The organism is Luteimonas flava (genome assembly GCF_036584485.1).
Classification (GTDB): domain Bacteria; phylum Pseudomonadota; class Gammaproteobacteria; order Xanthomonadales; family Xanthomonadaceae; genus Luteimonas; species Luteimonas flava.
Genome location: NZ_JAZHBM010000003.1, coordinates 363375 through 384496 on the forward strand (window position 1 = coordinate 363375; position 21122 = coordinate 384496).

Here is a 21122-nt window from a genome sequence, read left to right on the forward strand (position 1 = left end):
GCCAAGCTATTGCGATGTCCAATCCCTTCGCACGCGCCAAATATCTGTTGGCCGCCCACACCCCGCAGCAGCTTCCGGCCGACGGCGGGTACGAGGTCGCGTTCGCCGGCCGCTCCAACGCCGGCAAGTCCAGCGCGCTCAATGCGCTGTGCCAGCAGAACGCGCTCGCGCGCGTGTCCAAGACCCCGGGCCGCACCCAGCAGCTGGTGTTCTTCGACTTTCCGCCGTACGACAACCGCTTCCTCGTCGATCTGCCCGGTTACGGCTACGCCAAGGTGCCGCGGGATCTGAAGGCCCACTGGCAGGCGTTCCTGGCCCAGTACTTCCGCGAGCGCGAGGCGCTCAAGGGCCTGGTCGTGGTGATGGACATCCGCCATCCGCTCAAGGACTACGACCGCCAGATGATCGCGTTCGCGGTCGAGCACGGCATGCCGGCGCATGCGCTGCTGACCAAGGCCGACAAGCTCGGTCGCGGCGCGGCCGGCAACACGCTGCAGGCGGTGCGCAAGGAACTGCTGGCGCTGCACGGCGACAAGGTCAGCGTGCAGGTGTTCTCCGGCGAGACCAACATCGGCATCGACGAGGCGCGTGGGGTGATCGCGCGCTGGATGGAGATCGGTCCGCGCACGCCCGTGCGCGCGTCCTGACGTCGGCCGCCGTGCACGGCCCGCAGTGCGGGCCGGCGACCGGCCCCCCATCGCGCATCACTGGAACGCTGGCGTCGCACCGGCGGCACGCCCGTTGCGCAGGTCCGCGCTTATAGTGCGCGCTCGCGATTCCGGGTCTGCCGGGCGCCCCCTTTTCCGCAGAGCGGTCCATCGCATGTCCAGCCCCAGTCACGTCGAAGACACCCCGATCACCGGCCGCGCGCAACTGGTCGAGGTGCTGGCGTCGGGCGAAAAGCCGATCGATCACTGGCGCATCGGCACCGAGCACGAGAAGTTCGGCTTCCGTCTGGACGACCTGCGCCCGCCGACCTTCGACGGCGCGCGCGGGATCGAAGCCCTGCTCACCGGCCTGACCCGCTTCGGCTGGGCGCCGGTGGACGAAGGCGGCCGCACGGTCGCCCTGCTCAAGGACGGCGCCTCGGTGACGCTGGAGCCGGCCGGCCAGCTGGAACTCTCCGGCGCGCCGCTCGAACACATCCACCAGACCTGCAGCGAAGTCGAGAGCCATCTGCGCGAAGTGCGCGCGGTGGCCGACGGTCTGGGGCTCGGATTCCTCGGCATGGGCTTCCAGCCCAAGTGGTCGCGCGCCGACATGCCGTGGATGCCCAAGGGCCGCTACCGGATCATGCGCGACTACATGCCCAAGGTCGGCGATCTGGGCCTGGACATGATGACCCGCACCTGCACGGTGCAGGTCAACCTGGACTACGCGACCGAAGCCGACATGGTGAAGAAGTTCCGCGTGTCGCTGGCGCTGCAGCCGGTGGCGACGGCGCTGTTCGCCGATTCGCCGTTCACCGAAGGCCGCCCCAACGGATTCCTGAGCTACCGCTCGAAGATCTGGACCGACACCGACGCCGACCGCACCGGCATGCTCGATTTCGTGTTCGAGGACGGCTTCGGCTACGAGCGCTACGTCGACTATCTGCTCGACGTGCCGATGTATTTCTCGTACCGCGACGGGACCTACCACGACGCCAGCGGCCAGAGCTTCCGCGACTTCATGCGCGGCGAACTGCCGGTGCTGCCCGGCCAGCTGCCGACGCTGCGCGACTGGAACGACCACATGACCACCGCGTTCCCCGAGGTGCGTCTGAAGAAGTTCCTCGAGATGCGCGGCGCCGACGGCGGTCCCTGGGGCCGGCTGTGCGCGCTGCCGGCATTCTGGGTCGGCCTGCTGTACGACGATGCGTCACTCGATGCGGCCTGGGATCTCGTGCGCGACTTCTCGATGGCCGAGCGCAACGCCCTGCGCGACGACGTGCCGAAGTTCGCGCTGAAGACGCCGTTCCGCGGCGGCACGCTGCGCGATCTCGCGGTCGAGGCCTTGAAGATTTCCGCTGCCGGCCTGCAGCGTCGCGCGCGGACCAATGCGCGCGGACAGGACGAGCGCGTGTTCCTCGAGACGTTGATCGAGATCGCCGAGTCGGGCGAGACGCCCGCCGAGCGCAAGCTCGCGCTGTATCACGGCCCCTGGCAGGGCGACATCGACCGCGTGTTCCGCGAGTTCGCGTACTGACGCACGCCTTGCACGACAGTCACGCGGGGCTTGTGTAACGTGGCTGGATGAACGCCCACGACGACCTGCCCCCACCGCTGCGTGAAGTCGGTTTCGCGAAGACCGACACCCTGCTCCGTGACGACGTGCGCCGCCTCGGCGCGATGGTCGGCCACATGCTGTCCGAGCAGGTGTCGCCTGCGTTGCTCGACCAGGTGGAAGCGGTCCGCCGTGCGGCGATCGCGCGCCGCGAAACCGGCGCGCCGGTCGACATGCTCGCCGACGGCCTGGCCGATGTCTCGCTCGACGATGCCGATGCACTGGTGCGCGCCTTCGCCGCGTATTTCGGCGCAATCAATCTCGCCGAGCGCGTGCATCGCATCCGGCGCCGTCGCGATTACCAGCGCACCGGCGATGCGCCGCAGCCCGGCGGGCTGGAAGCGGTCCTGCACGAGTTGAAGGACGCCGGCGTCGACCTGCCGCAGCTCGAAGCTGCGCTCGCGCGCCTGCACATCGAGCCGGTGTTCACCGCGCATCCGACCGAAGCCGTGCGCCGCGTGTTGCTCGAGAAGGAACGCACGATCGTCGAGCGCCTGATCGCCGACATCGACCGCGAACGCACCCCCACCGAACGCCGCGCCGACGATGCCCGCATCGTGCTGGCGCTGACGTCGGCCTGGCAGACCTCGGAATCGCCGGCGCGCAAGCCCACAGTCGCCGACGAGGTCGAGCACGTCGGTTACTACCTGTCGAACGTGCTCTATCGCGTGCTGCCGGTGTTCTACGAGGCGCTCGGGGACGCGATCGAATCGGTCTACGGCGCGCGTCCGTCGCTGCCGCAGGTGCTGCGCTTTGGTACCTGGGTCGGCGGCGACATGGACGGCAATCCGAACGTCAACGCCGACACCATGCGCGCCGCCCTCGGCGCGCAGCGCAGCCAGGCGCTGGCGCAGTACCGGCGTGATCTGCGCGGTCTCGGCAACGTGCTGACCCAGACGCTGGGCCGCGCGACGATCGACGAGGCGATCACCGCGCGCGTCGACGATTACCGGCGTCGCCTGCCCGACGCCGAGGCCGCGCTCAACCCGCGCCACGCCGACATGCCCTACCGGCGCCTGCTCGATCTGATGCAGCTGCGCCTGCGCCTGACCGATGCCGACCATCGCGCCGGCTACGCCGACGCCGATGCGTTCCTTGCCGATCTCGTGCTGATGGATACGAGCCTGCGCGGCAACCGCGGCGACCACGCCGGCCTGTTCGCGCTCGAGCGCCTGCTGTGGCGTGCGCGTACGTTCGGCTTCCATCTCGCCGCACTGGATCTGCGCCAGGACTCGGCCGTGCACGACGAGGTGCTCGGCCGCATCGACGACAGCGACTGGGCCGCGCTCGAGATCGACGCGCGCGTCGAACGTCTGCACGCGATGCTCGATGCGCCGCCGAAGGCCAACGGCGCACTGTCGAACGAGACCGTCGCCTCGACGCTCGGCGTGTTCGACGCCGTCACCGATCTGCGCCGCAGCCATGGCGCATCCGCGACCGGCCTGTACATCATCTCGATGGCGCGCAGCGCGGCCGATGCGCTCGCGGTGCTGGCGCTGGCGCGCATCGCCGGCTGCGTCGAGGACGACCAGGTGCCGCTCGACGTGTCGCCGCTGTTCGAAACCGTCGACGATCTGCAGGCCGCGCCGGCGGTGATGCGCGCGCTGTTCGACGATCCACGGTATCGCGCGCATCTGGCGTCGCGTGGCGAGCGCCAGACGGTGATGCTCGGCTATTCCGACAGCGCGAAGGACGGCGGCCTGCTGGCCTCGCGCTGGGCGCTGCAACGCACCCAGGTCGAACTGACCGCGCTCGCCCGCGAGGCCGGCGTGCGCATCGTGTTCTTCCATGGCCGCGGGGGCTCGGTGAGCCGCGGTGGCGGCAAGACCGGACGCGCGATCAACGCCGCGCCGCGCGGCTCCGTCGACGGCAGCCTGCGCGTGACCGAGCAGGGCGAAGTGATCCATCGCAAGTACGGCATCCGCGCGCTGGCGCTGCGCAATCTCGAACAGTCCACTGCCGCTGTGCTGCAGGCGACGCTGCGTCCGCGTGCGCCCGATCCGCGCGAGGACACCTGGCGCGCGATGGCGACCGATCTGGCCGCCGTCTCGCGCGCGCACTACCGCGCGCTGGTGCACGAACGCGACGACTTCCCCGACTACTTCCGAGCGGCCACGCCGATCGACGTCATCGAACGCCTGCAGATCGGCTCGCGCCCGTCGCGCCGGCGCGATGGCGGCATCTCCAACCTGCGCGCGATTCCGTGGGTATTCGCCTGGGCGCAGAACCGTTCCGGCCTGACCGGCTGGTACGGCCTCGGCACCGCCCTGCAGCACGGCATCCGGACCTACGGCCAGCAGGCGATGACCGAGATGGCGCGTGACTGGCCCTTCTTCAGCGCCGCGCTCGACGACGTGGAAATGCTGCTGGCCAAGACCGACATCGCGATCTTCGAACGCTACTCGCGCCTCGCCGGGGACGCGCACGACGCGTTCTTCCCGGGCATCCTCGACGAATGCCTGCGCACCCGCGATGCGATCCTGCTGCTGAAGGAACAGGACGTGCTGCTCGCCGACGACTACCGCCTGCAGCTGTCGATCCGCCTGCGCAATCCCTACGTCGATCCGATCAGCCTGCTGCAGGTCGAACTGCTGCGCCGCTGGCGCGCAACGGATCGCGAAGACGAGGCCCTGCTCAGCGCGCTGGTGTCGACCGTCAACGGCATCGCGGCGGGCATCCAGAACACAGGCTGACGTGCCGACGGGCGTCGTACACCTGTCGCGAAACCCGGCGCACACTCCGCTTTTCGCAACGGGAGCATTCCGATGGCTGCAGGCGAGCTCGTCCTCCACACCAACCCCATGTCCCGCGGCCGCATCGCGCGCTGGATGCTCGAGGAAACCGGGCAGCCGTACCGCGTCGAGCTGGTCGGCTTCGATGGCGGCAACCGTTCGCCCGAATTCCTCGCGGTCAATCCGATGGGCAAGGTGCCGACGCTGGTGCACGGCGGTGTCGTGGTCACCGAGGCGGCGGCGATCTGCGCCTACCTCGCGGACGCGTTTCCGCAGGCCGATCTGCTGCCCGATCCCGTGCCCGCGTCGCGCGCGGCGTATTTCCGCTGGCTGTTCTTCGCCGCCGGTCCGGTCGAGGCCGCGGTCACGGCCAAGTCGCTCGGTCTGCTGGCGCCGCCCGAGCGTTCGATGATGGTCGGATACGGCAGCTTCGAGCAGATGGTCGACGTGCTGGAGCAGGCGGTCGAATCCGCCGCGCCCTGGATCACCGGCGCGCGCTTCACCGCCGCCGATGTCTACGTCGGCAGCCAGATCGCCTGGGGTCTGCTGTTCAAATCGCTGCCGGCGCGCCCGGCCTTCGTCGCCTACGTCGAGCGGCTGCAGGCGCGGCCCGCATGGCAGCGCGCCAATGCGCTCGACGACGCGGCGATGCCCAGGCGCGATTGAGTCGACGGCGGCGCCGAAACGCCGCTGTCACATAGTCCCGGTGCAATGCCCTCCGCCATGGATGGCACGGGTCCGCGCGACGGCTGTCGCCGCGTGCCCGTTTCTGCACTGTCGTCCCCCGGTCAGTCAGCTCTGCCGCCTCACGACCCGGGACCTGCCATGTGGATGTTCGCGTCTCCTCTCCAGCGGCTGCGCGCATGAGCGCCGTCGCCATCGCCACCGACGACGTCGTCGTATCCGCCGCCATGGCGGGGTTCTCGATGGTCTACCAGCCGATCGTGCGGCTGCAGGACCATCGCGTGATCGCGCACGAAGCGCTGATGCGGCCCGACGACGGCAGTTCGCCGCTGCAGCTGCTCGACCGCGCCCGCGCCGAAGACGCGCTCGGCGAGCTGGAGACACGCGCGGTGCGCAGCGCGGCCGCCGGTTACGACTTCGCCGGCGGTGGCCTGCTGCTGCTCAACCTGAGCGCGCACGCGATCCTCGGTGGCAGCACGCGGCCGCAGCAGGTGCTCGAAGCGCTGCAGGCCGGCGGACGCGATCTGCGCAACTACGTCGTCGAGATCACCGAGCGCGACATCGTCGAGGACTGCCAGCAGCTCGCGCATGCGATCGGCTATCTGCGCGCGGCCGGCGTGCGCATCGCGCTCGACGATTTCGGCAACGGGCATTCCAACTTCGAGCTGTGGCACGAGCTGTCGCCGGAGTTCGTCAAGATCGACCGCTTCCTCGTGCACGGTCTGGCCGACAGCGCAGGGCGGCTCAACATCCTCAAGGCGCTGGTGCAGGTGGCCGACGGGTTCGGCACCGAACTGATCGCCGAGGGCGTCGAGCGCATCGAGGATCTGCGCGTGCTGCGCGATCTCGGCATTCCCCTGGTGCAGGGGTATCTGCTGGGGCGGCCGTCGGCGGCGATCTCGCGCACGGTGTCCGATGCGGTGCGCGCGACCGCCGACGACAAGATCCAGGTCTGGCCGCGCGACGACCGGCCCAGCGCGTTCCGCCGCGTTCTCGCCGAGCACATGCTGATCGAGGCGCCGAGCATCCGCGATTCGGCGACCAACCACGATGCCGAGGTGCTGTTCCGGCAGAACCCGCAGCTCACCGCGATTCCGGTCGTCGACCGCGATGATCTGCCGGTCGGTTTGATCAACCGCCGTGCGTTCAACGAGCAGATGGCGATGCCGTTCGCGCGCGAACTGCTCGGCCGCAAATCCTGCACGACGCACATGAACGCATCGCCGGTGCTGTGCGACGTACGCCGCAGCGTCGACGAGATGTCGCAGATCCTGCTCGGCGAGGACCAGCGCTATCTCTACGACGGTTTCATCATCACCGACGACGGCCGCTATCGCGGTGTGGGCACCGGCGAGGCCCTGGTGCGACGCGTGACGGAGCTGCGCATCGACGCGGCGCGTTACGCCAATCCGCTGACCCAGCTGCCGGGCAACATCCCGATCACCGAGCACGTGCGACGGCTGGTCGAGACCGGGCAGGGCTTTGTCGCCTGCTACTGCGATCTCAACCACTTCAAGCCCTACAACGACCAGTACGGCTATTTCCTCGGCGACCGCATGATCCAGCTGGTCGCATCCACGCTGCTGCGGCACGCGGATCCGCGCTGGGATTTCGTCGGCCATGTCGGCGGCGACGATTTCGTGATGCTGATGCAGAGCGACGACTGGGCGCTGCGCTGCGGGCGCGTCGTCGGCGAGTTCAATGCCGTGGCGCTGGCGCTGTTCGATCCCGAGGACCGGGCGCGCGGCGTGCTCGAAGGCGAGGACCGCAGCGGGCGTTACGCGACCTTCCCGTTGACCACGCTGACGATCGGCATCGTGCAGGTCGCTGCCGGCGAGCGCAGCGGCGCCGAGGACATCGCATCCAGCGCGGCGCGCGCGAAACGCGAAGCCAAGCGCCGCGGCCTGTCGGTGCACCTGCTGGAACGCTGACGGTTCAGTGCAGACGTCGTATACTCCCCCAGAGTATCGAGACGACGCTGCCATGCCGCATTCGCCCGAAGAGAAGAAGCGTGTCCTGCTGCGCGTGCGTCGCATGCGCGGGCAGCTCGACGCGCTCGAGCGTGCGCTCGAAGCCGGCGCCGACTGCGGCCCCGTGCTGCAGCAGCTCGCCGCCCTGCGCGGCGCGGTCAACGGGCTGATGTCCGGCGTACTCGAAAGCCATCTGCGCGAGGAACTTGGCCAGCCGGCCGACTCGCCCGAACACCGCCGCGCCAGTGTCGACGATGCCGTCGCCCTGGTGCGGACCTATCTCAAGTAAGCCTCGTTTTCCGGGAGTCCATCATGAAGTCACGTGCCGCCGTTGCGTTCGCCGCGGGCGAACCCCTGAAGATCGTCGAGATCGACGTCGCACCGCCGCAGGCGGGCGAAGTGCTGGTGAAGATCACCCACACCGGCGTCTGCCACACCGACGCGTTCACGCTGTCGGGCGACGATCCCGAAGGCCTGTTCCCGGCCGTGCTGGGCCATGAAGGCGCAGGCATCGTGGTCGAAGTGGGCGAAGGCGTGACCTCGGTGAAGCCGGGCGACCACGTGATCCCGCTCTACACCGCCGAGTGCGGCGAGTGCCTGTTCTGCAAGAGCGGCAAGACCAATCTGTGCGTTGCCGTGCGCGCCACGCAGGGCAAGGGCGTGATGCCCGACGGCACCACGCGCTTCTCATACAACGGCGAGCCGGTCTATCACTACATGGGCTGCTCGACCTTCAGCGAGTACACCGTGGTCGCCGAAGTTTCGCTGGCGAAGATCAACCCGGAGGCGAACCCCGAGCACGTCTGTTTGCTCGGGTGCGGCGTGACGACCGGCATCGGCGCGGTGCACAACACCGCCAAGGTGCAGGAAGGCGACAGCGTCGCCGTGTTCGGTCTGGGCGGTATCGGTCTGGCGGTGATCCAGGGCGCGCGCCAGGCCAAGGCCGGCCGCATCATCGCCGTCGACACCAACCCGTCGAAGTTCGAGCTGGCGAAGGAATTCGGCGCCACCGACTGCATCAACCCGAAGGATTTCGACAAGCCGATCCAGCAGGTCATCGTCGAGATGACGACCTGGGGCGTCGACCATTCCTTCGAGTGCATCGGCAACGTCAACGTGATGCGTGCCGCGCTCGAATGCGCGCACCGTGGCTGGGGCCAGTCGGTCATCATCGGCGTCGCCGGTTCGGGCCAGGAAATCTCCACGCGCCCGTTCCAGCTCGTCACCGGCCGCAAATGGCTCGGCACCGCGTTCGGTGGCGTCAAGGGTCGGACCCAGCTGCCGGGCATGGTCGAAGACGCGATGAAGGGCGACATCGAACTCGCGCCGTTCGTCACCCATACCATGGGTCTCGACGCCATCAACGACGCCTTCGACCTGATGCACGAAGGCAAATCCATCCGCTCCGTGGTGCACTACTGATGACTGATTTCATGGACACGATCGCGCTCGAAGCCGCGATCGAACATCTCGACCTCGAACAGGAGCAGCGCGATGCGATCGCGCAGCTGGACGACGGTGATCTCGAACAGATCGACCAGTCCATCCTGTCGGCGCTCGACAGCAGCTGGAAGAAGGCGGGCTTCATCGCCTCCGGCGTGATGATCGCCGCGCCCGACGAGCACGAGGAACTGCCGGAAGTGCTCTACACGATCCGCATCCGCGCGCTGGTGCAGGCCGGTCGTATCGAAGGCAAGGGCGATCCGCAGGTGCTCAAGACCTTTGAGATCCGTCTGCCGCAGGGCGGCCGCTGACGTGGCGCTGGAGCGCGTCGAACACCGCGCCTGCTTCGGCGGCTGGCAGGACGTCTACGAGCACGCCTCGAAGACGCTCGGCTGCACGATGCGCTTCGCGGTCTATCTGCCGCCGCAGGCCGAGCACGCGAAGCTGCCGGTGCTGTACTGGCTGTCGGGCCTGACCTGCAACGAGCAGAACTTCATCACCAAGGCCGGCGCGCAGCGCTACGCGGCCGAGCACGGCGTGATCCTCGTCGCGCCCGACACCAGCCCGCGCGGCGACGATGTCGCCGATGCCGACGGCTACGACCTCGGCAAGGGCGCGGGCTTCTACGTCGATGCGACGCAGGCGCCCTGGGCCACGCACTACCGGATGTACGACTACGTCGTGCACGAGCTGCCGGCGCTGGTCGAGGCCGAACTGCCGGCGACCGGCGCGCGTGCGATCAGCGGTCATTCGATGGGCGGCCACGGCGCGCTGGTGATCGCGCTGAAGAATCCGGGGCGCTATCGCAGCGTGTCGGCGTTCTCGCCGATCGTCGCGCCGAGCCAGGTGCCGTGGGGCGAGAAAGCCTTCGGTGCGTACCTCGGCGACGACCGCGCCGCGTGGCGCGCCTACGACGCGACGGCGCTCGTGGCACATGCGACCGAGCGCCTGCCGTTGCTGATCGATCAGGGCGATGCCGACGAGTTCCTCGATGGCCAGCTCAAGCCGCAGCTGCTGCAGGCCGCGTGCGAGGCCGCCGGTCATCCGATCGAACTGCGCCTGCAGCCGGGCTACGACCACAGCTACTACTTCATCCAGAGCTTCATCGGCGCGCACATCGCGCATCACGCCAAGGCGCTGCACGTCTGACGATGGCCACACTGCAGCTGCGCGAGGCGACGATCGACGATCTCGCGCTGCTGCGGCGCTGGGACGAGGCGCCGCAGGTCGTCGATGCCGATCCCAACGACGACTGGGCCTGGGAGACGGAACTGCTGCGCCGGCCCGACTGGCGCTCGCAGCTGATCGCCGAAGTCGACGGCCGTCCGATCGGCTTCATGGAAATCGCCGATCCCGTGCGCGCCGACGACGCCTACTGGGCCGACTGGCTGGCGGCGCATCCCGACCATCCCGCCCGGGTCTCGCGCGCGATCGACATCTGGATCGGCGAGGCCGACGCACTGGGCCAGGGCCATGGCACCCGCATGCTCGAGGCGGCGCTGGTGCGTGTCTTCGCAGTGCCCGGCGTTGCCGGCGTGCTGCTCGATCCACTCGCGTCGAACATGCGTGCACGCGCGTTGTACGCGCGCCTGGGTTTCGTCGATCTGGGACCGTGGCGGTTCGGCGACGACGACTGCCGCGTGCTGTGGCTGTCGGGCGCCGACTGGTCGCAGCGGTGAGCGCGCCGACACCCGCGATCCGGGCGGCGACGTCGCGCACCGCGCTGCATGCTAGCGTCACGCTACATGCGTTCCGGGGCGAAGACGATGTCGATACGAAGGATGTGGCTGCTGTGCTGGCTCTGCCTGCTGTGCGCACCGTTCGCGGCAGGCGCTGCGACCGCGGTGCCGTCCTGGGGCGCGCCGCAGTCGAGCGCGGTCGACACGCCGCCCGAAGCGCTGAAGCCCGGCGCGTGGATCTGGGCGGGCGACGATCCCGCACTCGGTCCGATGGTGATGGTCGTCAGCCTCGACGAGCAGCGCGGCTACGTCTATCGCAATGGCCTGCGGATCGCGGTGACCACGGTCAGCACCGGCAAGCCCGGGCACGCGACGCCGACCGGCGTGTTCACCATCCTGCAGAAGGATCGCGACCACCACTCGAACAAGTACAACAACGCCGCGATGCCTTACCAGGAGCGGCTGACCTGGGACGGCGTCGCGCTGCATGCCGGCGGCCTGCCGGGCTATCCGGAATCGCACGGCTGCGTGCATCTGCCGACCGAGTTCGCGCGTCGTCTGTTCGCCGCGACGACACTGGGCATGACGGTGGTCATCGCCGAGGACGGACACGCGTCGGCCGATGCCGTGCACCCCGGCCTGCTCGCGCCGGTCGATCCCGCGAGTGGGGCATCGATCGCGGCCCTGCCGCTCGACGACGGTCAGCCTTGGCGGTGGACCGCAGATGACGCGACCACCGGTCCGCTGTCGCTGGTGCTCAGCCGCAGCGACCAGCGCCTGATCGCACTCGCCGATGGCCGCGAAGTCGGGCGCGCACGGATCGTCGTGCCGGCGGCGGCCGCGCCGCGTGGCACCCATGTCTACGTCATGGGCGCCGGCACGCTGCCGGTGCATGTGGACGGCGTGCCCGATGGCCAGCTGCCGGCATGGCAGTCGATCGCGGTCCCGGGCCGCGAGGCCGATGCCGGCCAGACGCTCGATCCCACTCTGCTGGCCGGCGTGCAGGTACCACCGGGATTCGTCGAACGCGTGCTGCCGCGGTTGCGTCCCGGCACCGTGCTGGTGGCGACCGACGCCCACGTGTTGCCGGAAACCACCGGCCGTGGCCAGCGCGTGCTCGACGCGTTGCCGCCGGCGCGCTGATCGCCGATCGCCGTGGCTCAGTCGCGCAGACGGAAATCGGTATAGGCGAAGCGCGCGTCGCGCAGCACGGTCCCGCCCTGCACCAGCGGAAGGGGCGCCGCGAACATCGGGCCGTCGTAGACACAGGTGTGGAACTCGCCATGCTCGCCGCAGGGATCGATCTGCGGCGGCAGCGCATCGAGCAGGGTGCCGTCGAAGACGTGGCCGGCGAAACGCGCGTCGAGTTGCGTGGTGTCGACGCAGCACAGGGCCGCGCAAAGGCCCTGCTGCTGCATCGTGCGCGCGAGGGTCGATGTGTCACTGCCGAACAGCGGAAACAGCGCGTCCCAGTCCAGCTTCGCGCATTGCGCCTGCCGCCACGCGCGGATGTCGTCGAGGAACAGGTCGCCGAACGCGATCGTGCGCAGTGCAGGCCAGCGCGTACGCGCCGCGTGCAGCGCGCCGGCGAATGCGGCCTCGTAGATCGTGTTGTCCGCAGCCTGCGGGATCCGCGCCTCGATCACCGGCAGACCCGCGGCGCGCGCCTGTGCATGCAGCACGTCGACGCGGATGCCCTGCATCGAGATGCGCTCGAATCCTTCGGTGATCGTCGTGACCAGCCCCACGACTTCGACGTCATGGCGCTGTCGCAGGACGTGCAGCGTCCAGGCCGCGTCCTTGCCGCCGCTCCAGGACAGGAGCACCGGCGTGGGCATCGCGGCCACCTCAGCCAGCGCGGACGTCGCGCAGTTCCCAGGCGCTGCCGGCGAGCAGGCGCAGGCGGTGCTTGAGCACGGTGCTGGAAATCGAGGTGTTCACGACCAGATCGACGCCGAGATCGCGGTCTTCGCCGCTGACCTGCGCACCGGGATCGGTGATGCCCAGCGACGGATCGACCTCGTCCGGATCCGGCTGCTGGTCGCGCCAGCGGGCGAACAGCGTGTCGCCGCGCAGGGCGTCCTGCAGTTCGGCCGCGATGCCGGCGGCGCCCTGCGCACGGAAGGCGTGTTCGCCCGAGGCGCGGGCCTGCTCGGGTTCGGGCAGTCGGATCAGATAGCGGGTGCTCATGCGGCGTCCATTCGGTGAAACGGGAAGGCCGTCAGCCTAGCAACCGGGCGTGTTAGAAATCCGTCATGCGGGGCGCACGGCGCGACGATCGGCGCGTCGCGCGCGGCGCGATCCGCGCACGAGCGGGTCAGGCGAACGTATGCGGCGGTGCCGCGAAGCCCAGCGTCAGCGAGCCCGAGCCCACGTTGACCATGCCGGTCAGGCTCATCACCGTTTCGAAGCGCTCGACGTGATGTTCCTCGCACGCGGCCACCAAGGCGGCGTAGCCGGGCAGGGCGCGCATCTGGTCCAGCTCGCCGCCGTAGCTCAGGCACAACGTCGGGGTGAGCAGGCCGGCGCGCACGCGCTCGACGGCGAAGGCGAACAGTTTCTCGGCGGCGGGTTCGAACCCGCGCACCTTGCCGACCGGGCCGGTGTCACCACGGTGGCAGTGCAGGATCGGCTTGATGTCGAGCGCGCCGCCGATCAACGCGGCCAGCAGGCTCACGCTCTTGTCGCCGCGATGCTTGATGCGCGCACGCAGGTAGCCGAGATCGCGCGGCACCATGTAGGCGTAGCTGCGTTCGGCGAGGAATTCGAGACGGCTGCGGATCTCCGGCGCGCTGGCGCCGGCATCGCGCAGGCGCACGGCTTCGACCGGCAGGATGCCCTGGCCGGCGAACACCTGCTGCGAATCAACGATACGCAGCGCGAATGGCGTGGTGCGACCGGCCTGCGCGCGGATCGGCTTGTACTCGTTGAGGATCGCGAAGCTCGCGTGGGTCGCGTTGTCGTGGATCTGGCTGCGATGGCGCGTGACCGTCAGGCAGAACACGTAGTCGTAATCGATGACCAACTGCTCGAGGAACAACGCCTTGATCTTGTCAGCGGGAAACGCCGAGGTCTCGGCGGTGTGCCGGCCGGTGACGTGGCTTTCGATGAAGTCCAGCGTCGCGCGTTCGTCGCGCAGGTCCACGAAGGCGGACTGGCCGATCTTCACCGTCACCGGCAACAGATGGATGCCGTGGGCAGCCAGCCACTCCGGCGGCAGATCACAGGCCGAGTCGACGACGATTCCGATGCGCATGCGCCCTCCCCATTTCTTTCGCGTGGCCGGCGCCCGTCTGTGCCGACGGGTCGCGGGTCGGGCGCGCGTCGCACCCGGAGGCACTTTACGCGATCGGCGCCGTTGCCCGCATCTCAGCCGCGCGTGGTGCCGACCGGCAGCCGTCCCGTTGCGCGCGCAAGGCGACGTGCGGGTAGGTGAAGGTGCGCTTGGCCGGAATCTCCGCCGGCCCGATTGCCGATCGCCGACAGCACCGCCGCGAACAGGATCGGCACCGGGCGGATGTCGTGCGCCGCGAGCAGTGATGTCAGCCGGCGCCACTGCAGGTCGGCGAACGGTGAAACGACGTCGAAATACCAGGCCGCAGGCATCGCAGGCGCCCTCGTCGAATGCGTCGGTTCCAGTGCGTGGCGCTTACTCCACGCCGCCGCCGATCCCGATCGCCACCATGTAGATGATCAGCGGCAGCACCACGATGGCGACCACGGCACCGAACAGGAACACGCGGCGGCGTTTGGTCATCGGCGGCTTGGGGGTCTTCTCGTTGGAACTCATGGTGGGGATCCGGACAGGCGGGAGCGCTCGATCCTAGGCATCGGCATGTGACGCGCGTGACGTGCAGCCCGGCGGCGCCCGCGCGACCGTGCCCGTCAGCTGCCGGCGCGTCGGCTCGCCGCCATCCGCTGGGCGCCGAGGAAGGCGCGCATCGAGGCCGGCTTCACCGGCTTGGTCAGCACGCGATAGCCGCGGATGCGCGCGGTCTGCTTGAGCGTATCGCTGCCGTCGGCGGTCAGCAGCGCGCCGGGCACGTCGGGCGCGATGCCGCGCAGCGCGTCGAGCGTGTCGAGGCCGTCGAGCCGGTCGTGCAGGTGGTAATCGACCAGCATCACGTCGGGCGATTCGTCCATGCAGGCGATCGCCTCGTCGATGGTCTTCGCGCACAGCGGCTCCACGCCCCAGCGCCGCAGCAGGGCGCGCATGCCGGCGAGGATGTCGTCGTCATTGTCGACGCACAGCACGCGCAAGCCGTGCAGCGATTCGTCGTGCAGCGGCGCCGGCGCGGCGGTCGGCGGCAGCGTCGCCATGACGCTGCGCGGCACGGTGATCGAGAACATGCTGCCGCGGCCGACGCTGGAGCGCGCATCGAGCGTGTGGCCGAGCAGGCGCGAGATGCGCTGGCAGATCGACAGGCCCAGACCCAGACCGCGACCGTCCCAGTCGAAGTTCTGTTCGTAGCGGTGGAACTCGTCGTAGATCTGGCTCATGTGGTGTTCGGGAATGCCCGGCCCTGTGTCCCAGACCTGCAGGGCGACCTGGTCGCCGCGGCGCCGCGCCGACAGCACGATGCGCCCGGTACGCGTGTAGCGCAGCGCGTTGGCGAGGAAGTTCTGCAGCACGCGGCGCAACAGCCGGCGATCGCTGCGCACCGCGATCGGGAGCGCGTGCAGGCGGATGTCGAGCTTGCGCGCCTTGGCCATCGGCGCGTACTGGCCGGCGAGCTGACGCAGCAGTTCTGACACGTCGAGATCGGTGATCTCGGGCTTCAGCGCACCGGCATCGAGGCGCGAGACGTCGAGCAGGCCGTCGAGCAGTTCCTCGGCCGCGCGCAGCGAGGTGTCGACGCGTTCGGCGAGATGTTTCTGCTCGGCGCCGTCCTGCGTTTCGCGCAGCGCCGAGGTGAACAGGCGCGCGGCATTGAGCGGCTGCAGCACGTCGTGGCTGACCGCGGTGAGAAAGCGCGAGCGTGATTCCTGCGCGGCTTCCGCCTCGCGCGTGCGATCGGCGACGCGCTGTTCCAGCGTCTCATTGATGTCGCGCAGTTCGCGTTCCACGCGCTTGTAGTCGGTGACGTCGCTGTAGCTGGTCGCGTAACCGCCGCCGGGCAGCGGCTGGCCGCGCAGTTCGATGACCTGGCCGTTGCCGAGCACGCGCTCGGACACGTGCGGCGAGCCGGCGCGCATGTAGGCGATGCGCTTGTCGATCTCGGTGTCGATGTCGATGACGTCGCGCGGCCCGAGCTCGCCGCGCTCGGCGTTGTAGCGGATCAGGTCGGCGACCGGACGGCCGACGTAGAGCATGTTGTCGGGATAGCCGAACAGGCGCTGGTAGCTGCGGTTCCAGGCGACGAGCCGCATCGTTCGATCGACCACGCTCACCCCGTGATCGATGTTCTCCAGCGTCGACGACAGCACTTCACGGTTGAAGCGCAGTTCCTGGCCTGCCTCGTCGAGCATCGCGACGACCTCGTCGACCTCCATGCCCGAGCCCTTCAGCGCGCTGGTCATCAGCAGGCGCGCCGACGATGCACCAACCGCCGCCGCGAGCTGGCGTTCGGTGAACTGCAGCCAAGTGCGATCGGCCGGCGCATTGAGCGCGAGCGGCTTGCCCTGCACCTGCGCGTGTTCGTCGAAGGCCGCGCGCGCGGTGCGTTCGCCGACGATGCGGCCGGTCAGCGTCAGCAGATCGGGAATGCCGACATTGCCGCTCCAGTCCTCGGACGCGAACGTGCGGCGCTCGGCGTAAGGATCGAGGAACGGCGCTGCGCGCAGGCGCTCGTCGAGCGTCGGCCGCCAGCGCGCCGACACCAGCAACAGCGCACCGACGTTGAGCAGCAGCGACCAGAACGTGCCGTGGGTCAGCGGGTCCCAGCCCGCGAGCCCGAACAGTGCATGCGGCCGCAGCCAGTCGATGCCGAACGGCCCGGTCGTCAGCCACTGCGGATCGAGCCAGCCCGATTGCGTGAGCGTCGGCAGCAGCAGCGTGTAGGTCCACACGCCGAAGCCGATCAGCAGGCCCACCTCCACACCACGCCGGCTCGCGCCGCGCCAGTACAGACCGCCGATCAGCGCCGGCGCGAACTGCGCGACGGCCGCGAACGCCATCAGGCCAAATGCCGCCAGCGTGGTCTCGGTGCCGCTGGCGCGGTAATAGCCGTAGGCGAGCGCGGCGAGCAGGACGATCGCGACGCGGCGGATCCACAGCACCGTGCGTGCAACGTTGCCGCCGTGGCGTTCGGCATAGCCGCGGCGCAGCAGCAGCGGCATCACCAGGTCGTTGCTGACCATCGTCGCCAGCGCGACCGAGGACACGATCACCATGCCGGTCGCCGCCGAGAAGCCGCCGATGTAGGCGAACAGCGCCAGCGAATCGGCATTCATCGCCATCGGCAGCGCGAGCACGAAGCTGTCCGGCGCCACCGGCCCGTCGCGACCGAACAGCGCGACGCCGGCGCTGGCGATCGGCAGCACCATCAGACAGATGATCACGAGGTAGCCGCCGAACAGCCAGCGCGCGCGGCGGATGTCGCGCACGTCGCCACATTCGACGATCGCCACGTGGAACTGGCGTGGCAGACAGATCAGCGCCGCGAACGCGAGCAGACACTGCGCAACGAAACTGCTGGGCGGCGCGTTCTCGACCAGCGCGTGCGTCGCCTCGACGAGCTTCAGGTCATTGCTGTCGAACCACGCGATCGCGAACACGCCGACCGCGACCAGCGCGACCAGCTTGACCAGCGATTCCAGCGCGACCGCCAGCATCATGCCGGGCCGATGCTCGGTGGCATCGACCTGGCGCGTACCGAACAGGATCGCGAACAGCGCCATCAATGCGGCGACGTAGAACGCCGGATCGCCGAACGGGGTCACCGGATCGTCTGGCCCGCCGAGCACGCCCAGGCTGATCGCCACCGCCTTGTACTGCAGCGCCAGATACGGCACCGCGGCCACCAGCGCGATCAACGCCACCATCGCCGCCAGCCGCTGCGAGCGGCCGTAGCGCGACGCGATGAAGTCGGCGATCGACACCGTGTTCTGCGACTGCGCGATCAGCGCCAGCCGCTCGAGGATGCGCCAGCCGAACAGCAGCAACAGCAACGGCCCGAGATAGATCGGCAGATACCCCAACCCCTGCCGCGCCGCCGTACCCACCGCGCCGTAGAACGTCCACGACGAGCAGTAGACCGCCATGCCGAGGCTGTAGACAGCGGTGCGCAGCCACGGCCGATCCGGGGACAGCGGACGCCGGTCGCCATACCAGGCCACACCGAACAGCAGCGCGGCATAGCCCAGCGACACCAGCAGCAGTACCCAGCCCGGCAGCATGCCCGTCCCCTCGATCCGAAGCGGCCGAGTGTACGGGGCGAGGGGCGGGGCGTGGGCCGGAGGTTGTTCCGCTGTCGTTATTCCCGTCCGGCCGTCGTTCGCGCTTCTGCTTCTGTCTCTGCCTTGGCGTTTGCTTTACCGCCGTCATTCCCGCGAAAGCGGGAATCCATTCTGGCTTTGTGTTGTTCTTGCTTCGGCTTCGATTCTGGCTTTGGCTTTGGATTTCGCTGTTGCACTTGATCTCGAATCGAGCCGTAGAGCGAGCCGAGCACCGGAGCCTGGCGTGGCCGAAGAGCAGCCCATGTCTGAGCGCAGCGAGTTTGGGCTGCGTGCCGCGTCAGGCGAGGAGCACAGGGCACCGATGCGGCTTCATCGCATCGGCTCGCGTCCGGCGAAGACGGTTTTGCTTACTTTTGCCAAGACAAAAGTAAGCCGCGCGACAGCGCGGAAGCCCTGTACTTGATCTTCGCTTCTGCGATTGATTCATCTGCTTTCGCCCCGAACATCGAAGCCGCAAAACGACGAGCGAGGAGCCTCAAGCAAGTACAGGGCTTTCGCCCGCTGCGCGTGCGAGTCCCTTTTGGATGGACCCAAAAGGAACCAAAAGGTCCCTTCGCCGGACGCGATCCGACACGGCTGCGCCGTGCCGGTCCCCTGCGCTTCTCGGTCGACGGGGCACGCAGCCCAAACTCGCTGCGCTCAGACATGGGCTGCTCTTCGACCCCGACGCCCTGCGATGCTCGGCTCGCTTTACGGCTCGATGCAGATCAAAGGCGCAAGACAAAGCGAAAGCAAAAGCCAAAGCTGAAAAAGCCGACAAGCAGAAGCGAGTGTCGGCTGACGTCAGGCCTGCGAAGGCGCCAGCAGATCGGCGTAATGCCGCGCAGCCACGTCGGGATGCGAGCGCAAACGTCCTTTGAGCGTGTTCTGGCCGACCTGGTGGAACAGCGGATTGTGCGGGTCACGGGTATAGCCACTGGCTTCGCGGGCGAGCTCCGGCGGCAGCGTCAGCGCCGGGACCGTCGCATCGAGACGTGCACCGAGGAAGAACGCAGCAGAGAGGCGCTCGACGCCCGGCGGCGGGCTGCTGACGCGATGCACGGCGGCTTTCAGATACCCGTCCGATGCCAGCTCCAGCAACTCGCCGATGTTGACGATGTAGGTGCCGGGGCGCGGGATGGCGTCGATGAGGCTGCCATCGTCGAGTTCGATCTGCAGACCGCCGACGCCGTCTTGCAGGATCAGCGTCAGCAGCTCGCTGTCCTTGTGCGCGCCCACGCCTTGATCGTTCTCCAGCTGTTCGCGGCCGGGGTATCGGATCAGCTTCATCAGCTGGTAGGGCTGGTCGCGATAGATCGGTGCGAATACCTCGCGCGGCTGGCCGAGGGCTTCGGCGCAGGCCTGCAGCAGGCGGAGCAGCACATCGGTGACGGCGTCCTGCCAGGCCAGCACCAGCGGGCGGAACTCCGGCAATGCCGCGGGCCACTGGTTGGGGCCCTGCAGGCGGGTCCACGCCGGCACGCCGGGCGCCTGCGGCACCGCCTCGCGTTCGGCGCCGATGTCGATCTGTTCGCGCCAGTCGGCCTTGCCGCGGGTCAGTTCGGCGCCGACCTGGTTGTAGCCGCGGAAATGCGGGGAGTGGACCATCGCGATGGCCTGCTTGTCCGCATCGGGCAGCGCGAACAGCGCCCGCGCCTGCAGCAGCAGCGCGGCGTCGAGCTCGGGCGGTACACCGTGATGTCCCACATAGAAGAAGCCGACCTCGCGTGCGCCCTGGCGCAGCGTCTGCAGCGCGGCGGCACGATCGCCGGGACTGCCGGCTTCGAGTTGCGACAGGTCGATCAGCGGCAGCTGCCGGTGGGTCGTGGACATGGTCCGATCCTCGGGGACAGACGCATTGAAACTCAGAGTGGCGCGACCTCAGCCGGATGGCGCCGGCGTGTGTGTCGACGATGAAAAAAGGAGACCGTGTGGTCTCCTTTTCTCGTCCGTCCGGCGCGCCCCGTCAATACTTCGGCACACCGCCATCCACGCTGTCGCTCCAGGCATCGATGCCGCCGGCGACGTTGTAGACGTGGGTGAAGCCCTGGTTGCGGAAATGCTCGGCCGCCTGCTGGCTGCGGCCGCCGTGGTGGCACAGGAACGCCAGCGGGGTGTCCTTGGGCAGCTGCTGCAGGCGGGTAATCGCGTCGCCGTCGAGCACCTCGAACGGGCGCGCGACGCTGGCGGTGGCGCGTTCGTCCGGCGGGCGCACGTCGACGAGGGTCAGCGTGCCGGCGGCGAGGCGGTCGTTCGCGTCGGCCGGGCTGATGTCCTGTACGGGCTTGGGCGCGTTCGGGTTGTCGATGACCAGACCGCGGCCGCGGATGTCGTCGGCGAAGTCGATCGTCATGCCCTCGGCGCGGCGTGCGCCGGCGAGGTCGAACTGCACGTCGATGCCGTCGGCCTGGGCGATGATCGCCGACGTGCTGCGCGGTGCGAGCTGCAGGCGGGTGCGGAAATTACCGTCGATGTCGACCTGCAGCACGTAATCGCCACCGGCGTCGCCGACGGCCTTGGCGATCATCTCGCGCGCGGCCGGGGTGATCGAGATCGACGGCGGCGTGCGGTCCGGCGGGGCGACGCCGAACAGGCCGTGCAGCTCACCGCTGCCGACCATCTGCTCGATGATGTCGCTGCCGCCGACGAGCTCGCCGTCGACGTAGAGCTGCGGAATCGTTGGCCAGTCGCCGTAGACCTTGATGCCTTCGCGGATCTCGCCGTCTTCGAGCACGTTGACGGTCGCGTAGTCGATGCCCACCGCTTCCAGCGCCGAGATAGCCTTGGCGGAGAAGCCGCACTGCGGGGTCGTCGGCGAGCCCTTCATGAACAGCACGGCCCGGTTGCCCTGCAGCAGGGTTTCGATGCGGGTGCGGAGAGCGGGGTCGAGGGACATGGCATGGATCCGGTGTGCGGGAACGACCCACATGGTACCGCGCGGCCTGCGATGCAAGCCCGCAGGCGCCGCCCGT

General features: G+C 68.9%; 19 protein-coding genes. 11 read left to right on the forward strand and 8 right to left on the reverse strand.

The genetic code is table 11. The annotated features are described in order from the left end of the window. Positions 1–14: 14 nt before the first annotated feature. From yihA to V3391_RS14105, 11 genes are all read left to right on the forward strand, one after another. Positions 15–647, forward strand: coding sequence for a ribosome biogenesis GTP-binding protein YihA/YsxC (gene yihA / locus V3391_RS14055; protein WP_332079067.1), 633 nt, complete (start codon positions 15–17; stop codon positions 645–647). 175 nt (positions 648–822) lie between these two features. Next, complete coding sequence (locus V3391_RS14060) at positions 823–2187, forward strand: glutamate--cysteine ligase (protein ID WP_332079068.1); 1365 nt, start codon at positions 823–825, stop codon at positions 2185–2187. A 47-nt stretch (positions 2188–2234) separates the two neighbouring features. After that, positions 2235–4958 (forward strand): phosphoenolpyruvate carboxylase, encoded by a 2724-nt coding sequence (ppc, locus tag V3391_RS14065; protein ID WP_332079069.1) that lies wholly within the window; start codon positions 2235–2237, stop codon positions 4956–4958. Positions 4959–5066: 108 nt separating this feature from the next. Beyond that, complete coding sequence (locus V3391_RS14070; RefSeq protein WP_332079070.1) at positions 5067–5663, forward strand: glutathione S-transferase family protein; 597 nt, start codon at positions 5067–5069, stop codon at positions 5661–5663. A 197-nt stretch (positions 5664–5860) separates the two neighbouring features. Then, positions 5861–7612 carry a GGDEF domain-containing protein gene (locus tag V3391_RS14075; RefSeq protein ID WP_332079071.1) on the forward strand — a complete coding sequence of 584 codons (1752 nt, stop codon included), beginning with the start codon at positions 5861–5863 and terminating at the stop codon, positions 7610–7612. Between the two features lie 52 nt (positions 7613–7664). Beyond that, positions 7665–7940, forward strand: a complete 276-nt coding sequence (gene frmR, locus V3391_RS14080; protein WP_232136203.1) for a formaldehyde-responsive transcriptional repressor FrmR — start codon at positions 7665–7667, stop codon at positions 7938–7940. A gap of 23 nt (positions 7941–7963) precedes the next feature. Then, positions 7964–9073 carry an S-(hydroxymethyl)glutathione dehydrogenase/class III alcohol dehydrogenase gene (locus V3391_RS14085; RefSeq protein WP_332079072.1) on the forward strand — a complete coding sequence of 370 codons (1110 nt, stop codon included), beginning with the start codon at positions 7964–7966 and terminating at the stop codon, positions 9071–9073. Then, on the forward strand, positions 9073–9405 hold the full coding sequence (locus tag V3391_RS14090; protein ID WP_232136201.1) for a DUF3658 domain-containing protein: 333 nt from the start codon (positions 9073–9075) through the stop codon (positions 9403–9405). The genes V3391_RS14085 and V3391_RS14090 overlap by 1 nt, the downstream gene beginning before the upstream one ends. A 7-nt stretch (positions 9406–9412) precedes the next feature. Continuing rightward, the gene (fghA, locus tag V3391_RS14095) at positions 9413–10243 is read left to right on the forward strand and encodes an S-formylglutathione hydrolase (RefSeq protein ID WP_332079684.1); all 831 of its coding nucleotides are present in this window, start codon (positions 9413–9415) and stop codon (positions 10241–10243) included. A 2-nt stretch (positions 10244–10245) separates the two neighbouring features. Next, on the forward strand, positions 10246–10773 hold the full coding sequence (locus V3391_RS14100) for a GNAT family N-acetyltransferase (RefSeq protein ID WP_332079075.1): 528 nt from the start codon (positions 10246–10248) through the stop codon (positions 10771–10773). Between the two features lie 87 nt (positions 10774–10860). Then, the gene (locus V3391_RS14105; RefSeq protein ID WP_332079077.1) at positions 10861–11916 is read left to right on the forward strand and encodes a L,D-transpeptidase; all 1056 of its coding nucleotides are present in this window, start codon (positions 10861–10863) and stop codon (positions 11914–11916) included. Between the two features lie 17 nt (positions 11917–11933). Here V3391_RS14105 and V3391_RS14110 read toward each other — a convergent pair whose 3' ends face one another. The 8 genes from V3391_RS14110 to grxD all read right to left on the reverse strand — a co-directional run bounded on the left by V3391_RS14110 (position 11934) and on the right by grxD (position 21046). Continuing rightward, entirely contained in the window at positions 11934–12611 is a 678-nt protein-coding gene (locus tag V3391_RS14110; RefSeq protein ID WP_332079079.1) for a Dph6-related ATP pyrophosphatase, read from the reverse strand. 10 nt (positions 12612–12621) lie between these two features. Beyond that, positions 12622–12963 carry a hypothetical protein gene (locus V3391_RS14115; RefSeq protein ID WP_332079080.1) on the reverse strand — a complete coding sequence of 114 codons (342 nt, stop codon included), beginning with the start codon at positions 12961–12963 and terminating at the stop codon, positions 12622–12624. Positions 12964–13090: 127 nt separating this feature from the next. Next, complete coding sequence (locus V3391_RS14120; protein ID WP_332079081.1) at positions 13091–14029, reverse strand: DegV family protein; 939 nt, start codon at positions 14027–14029, stop codon at positions 13091–13093. Positions 14030–14142: 113 nt separating this feature from the next. Then, positions 14143–14379, reverse strand: coding sequence for a thioredoxin domain-containing protein (locus V3391_RS14125; RefSeq protein ID WP_332079082.1), 237 nt, complete (start codon positions 14377–14379; stop codon positions 14143–14145). A gap of 43 nt (positions 14380–14422) precedes the next feature. Then, positions 14423–14563 (reverse strand): hypothetical protein, encoded by a 141-nt coding sequence (locus V3391_RS14130; RefSeq protein ID WP_332079083.1) that lies wholly within the window; start codon positions 14561–14563, stop codon positions 14423–14425. 95 nt (positions 14564–14658) lie between these two features. After that, positions 14659–18111 carry a hybrid sensor histidine kinase/response regulator gene (locus tag V3391_RS14135; protein ID WP_332079084.1) on the reverse strand — a complete coding sequence of 1151 codons (3453 nt, stop codon included), beginning with the start codon at positions 18109–18111 and terminating at the stop codon, positions 14659–14661. Positions 18112–18954: 843 nt separating this feature from the next. After that, a complete protein-coding gene (locus V3391_RS14140; protein ID WP_332079085.1) occupies positions 18955–19983 on the reverse strand; it encodes an isopenicillin N synthase family dioxygenase in 1029 nt (342 codons plus the stop codon). 133 nt (positions 19984–20116) lie between these two features. Next, on the reverse strand, positions 20117–21046 hold the full coding sequence (grxD, locus tag V3391_RS14145) for a Grx4 family monothiol glutaredoxin (protein WP_332079086.1): 930 nt from the start codon (positions 21044–21046) through the stop codon (positions 20117–20119). Positions 21047–21122 lie beyond the last annotated feature (76 nt).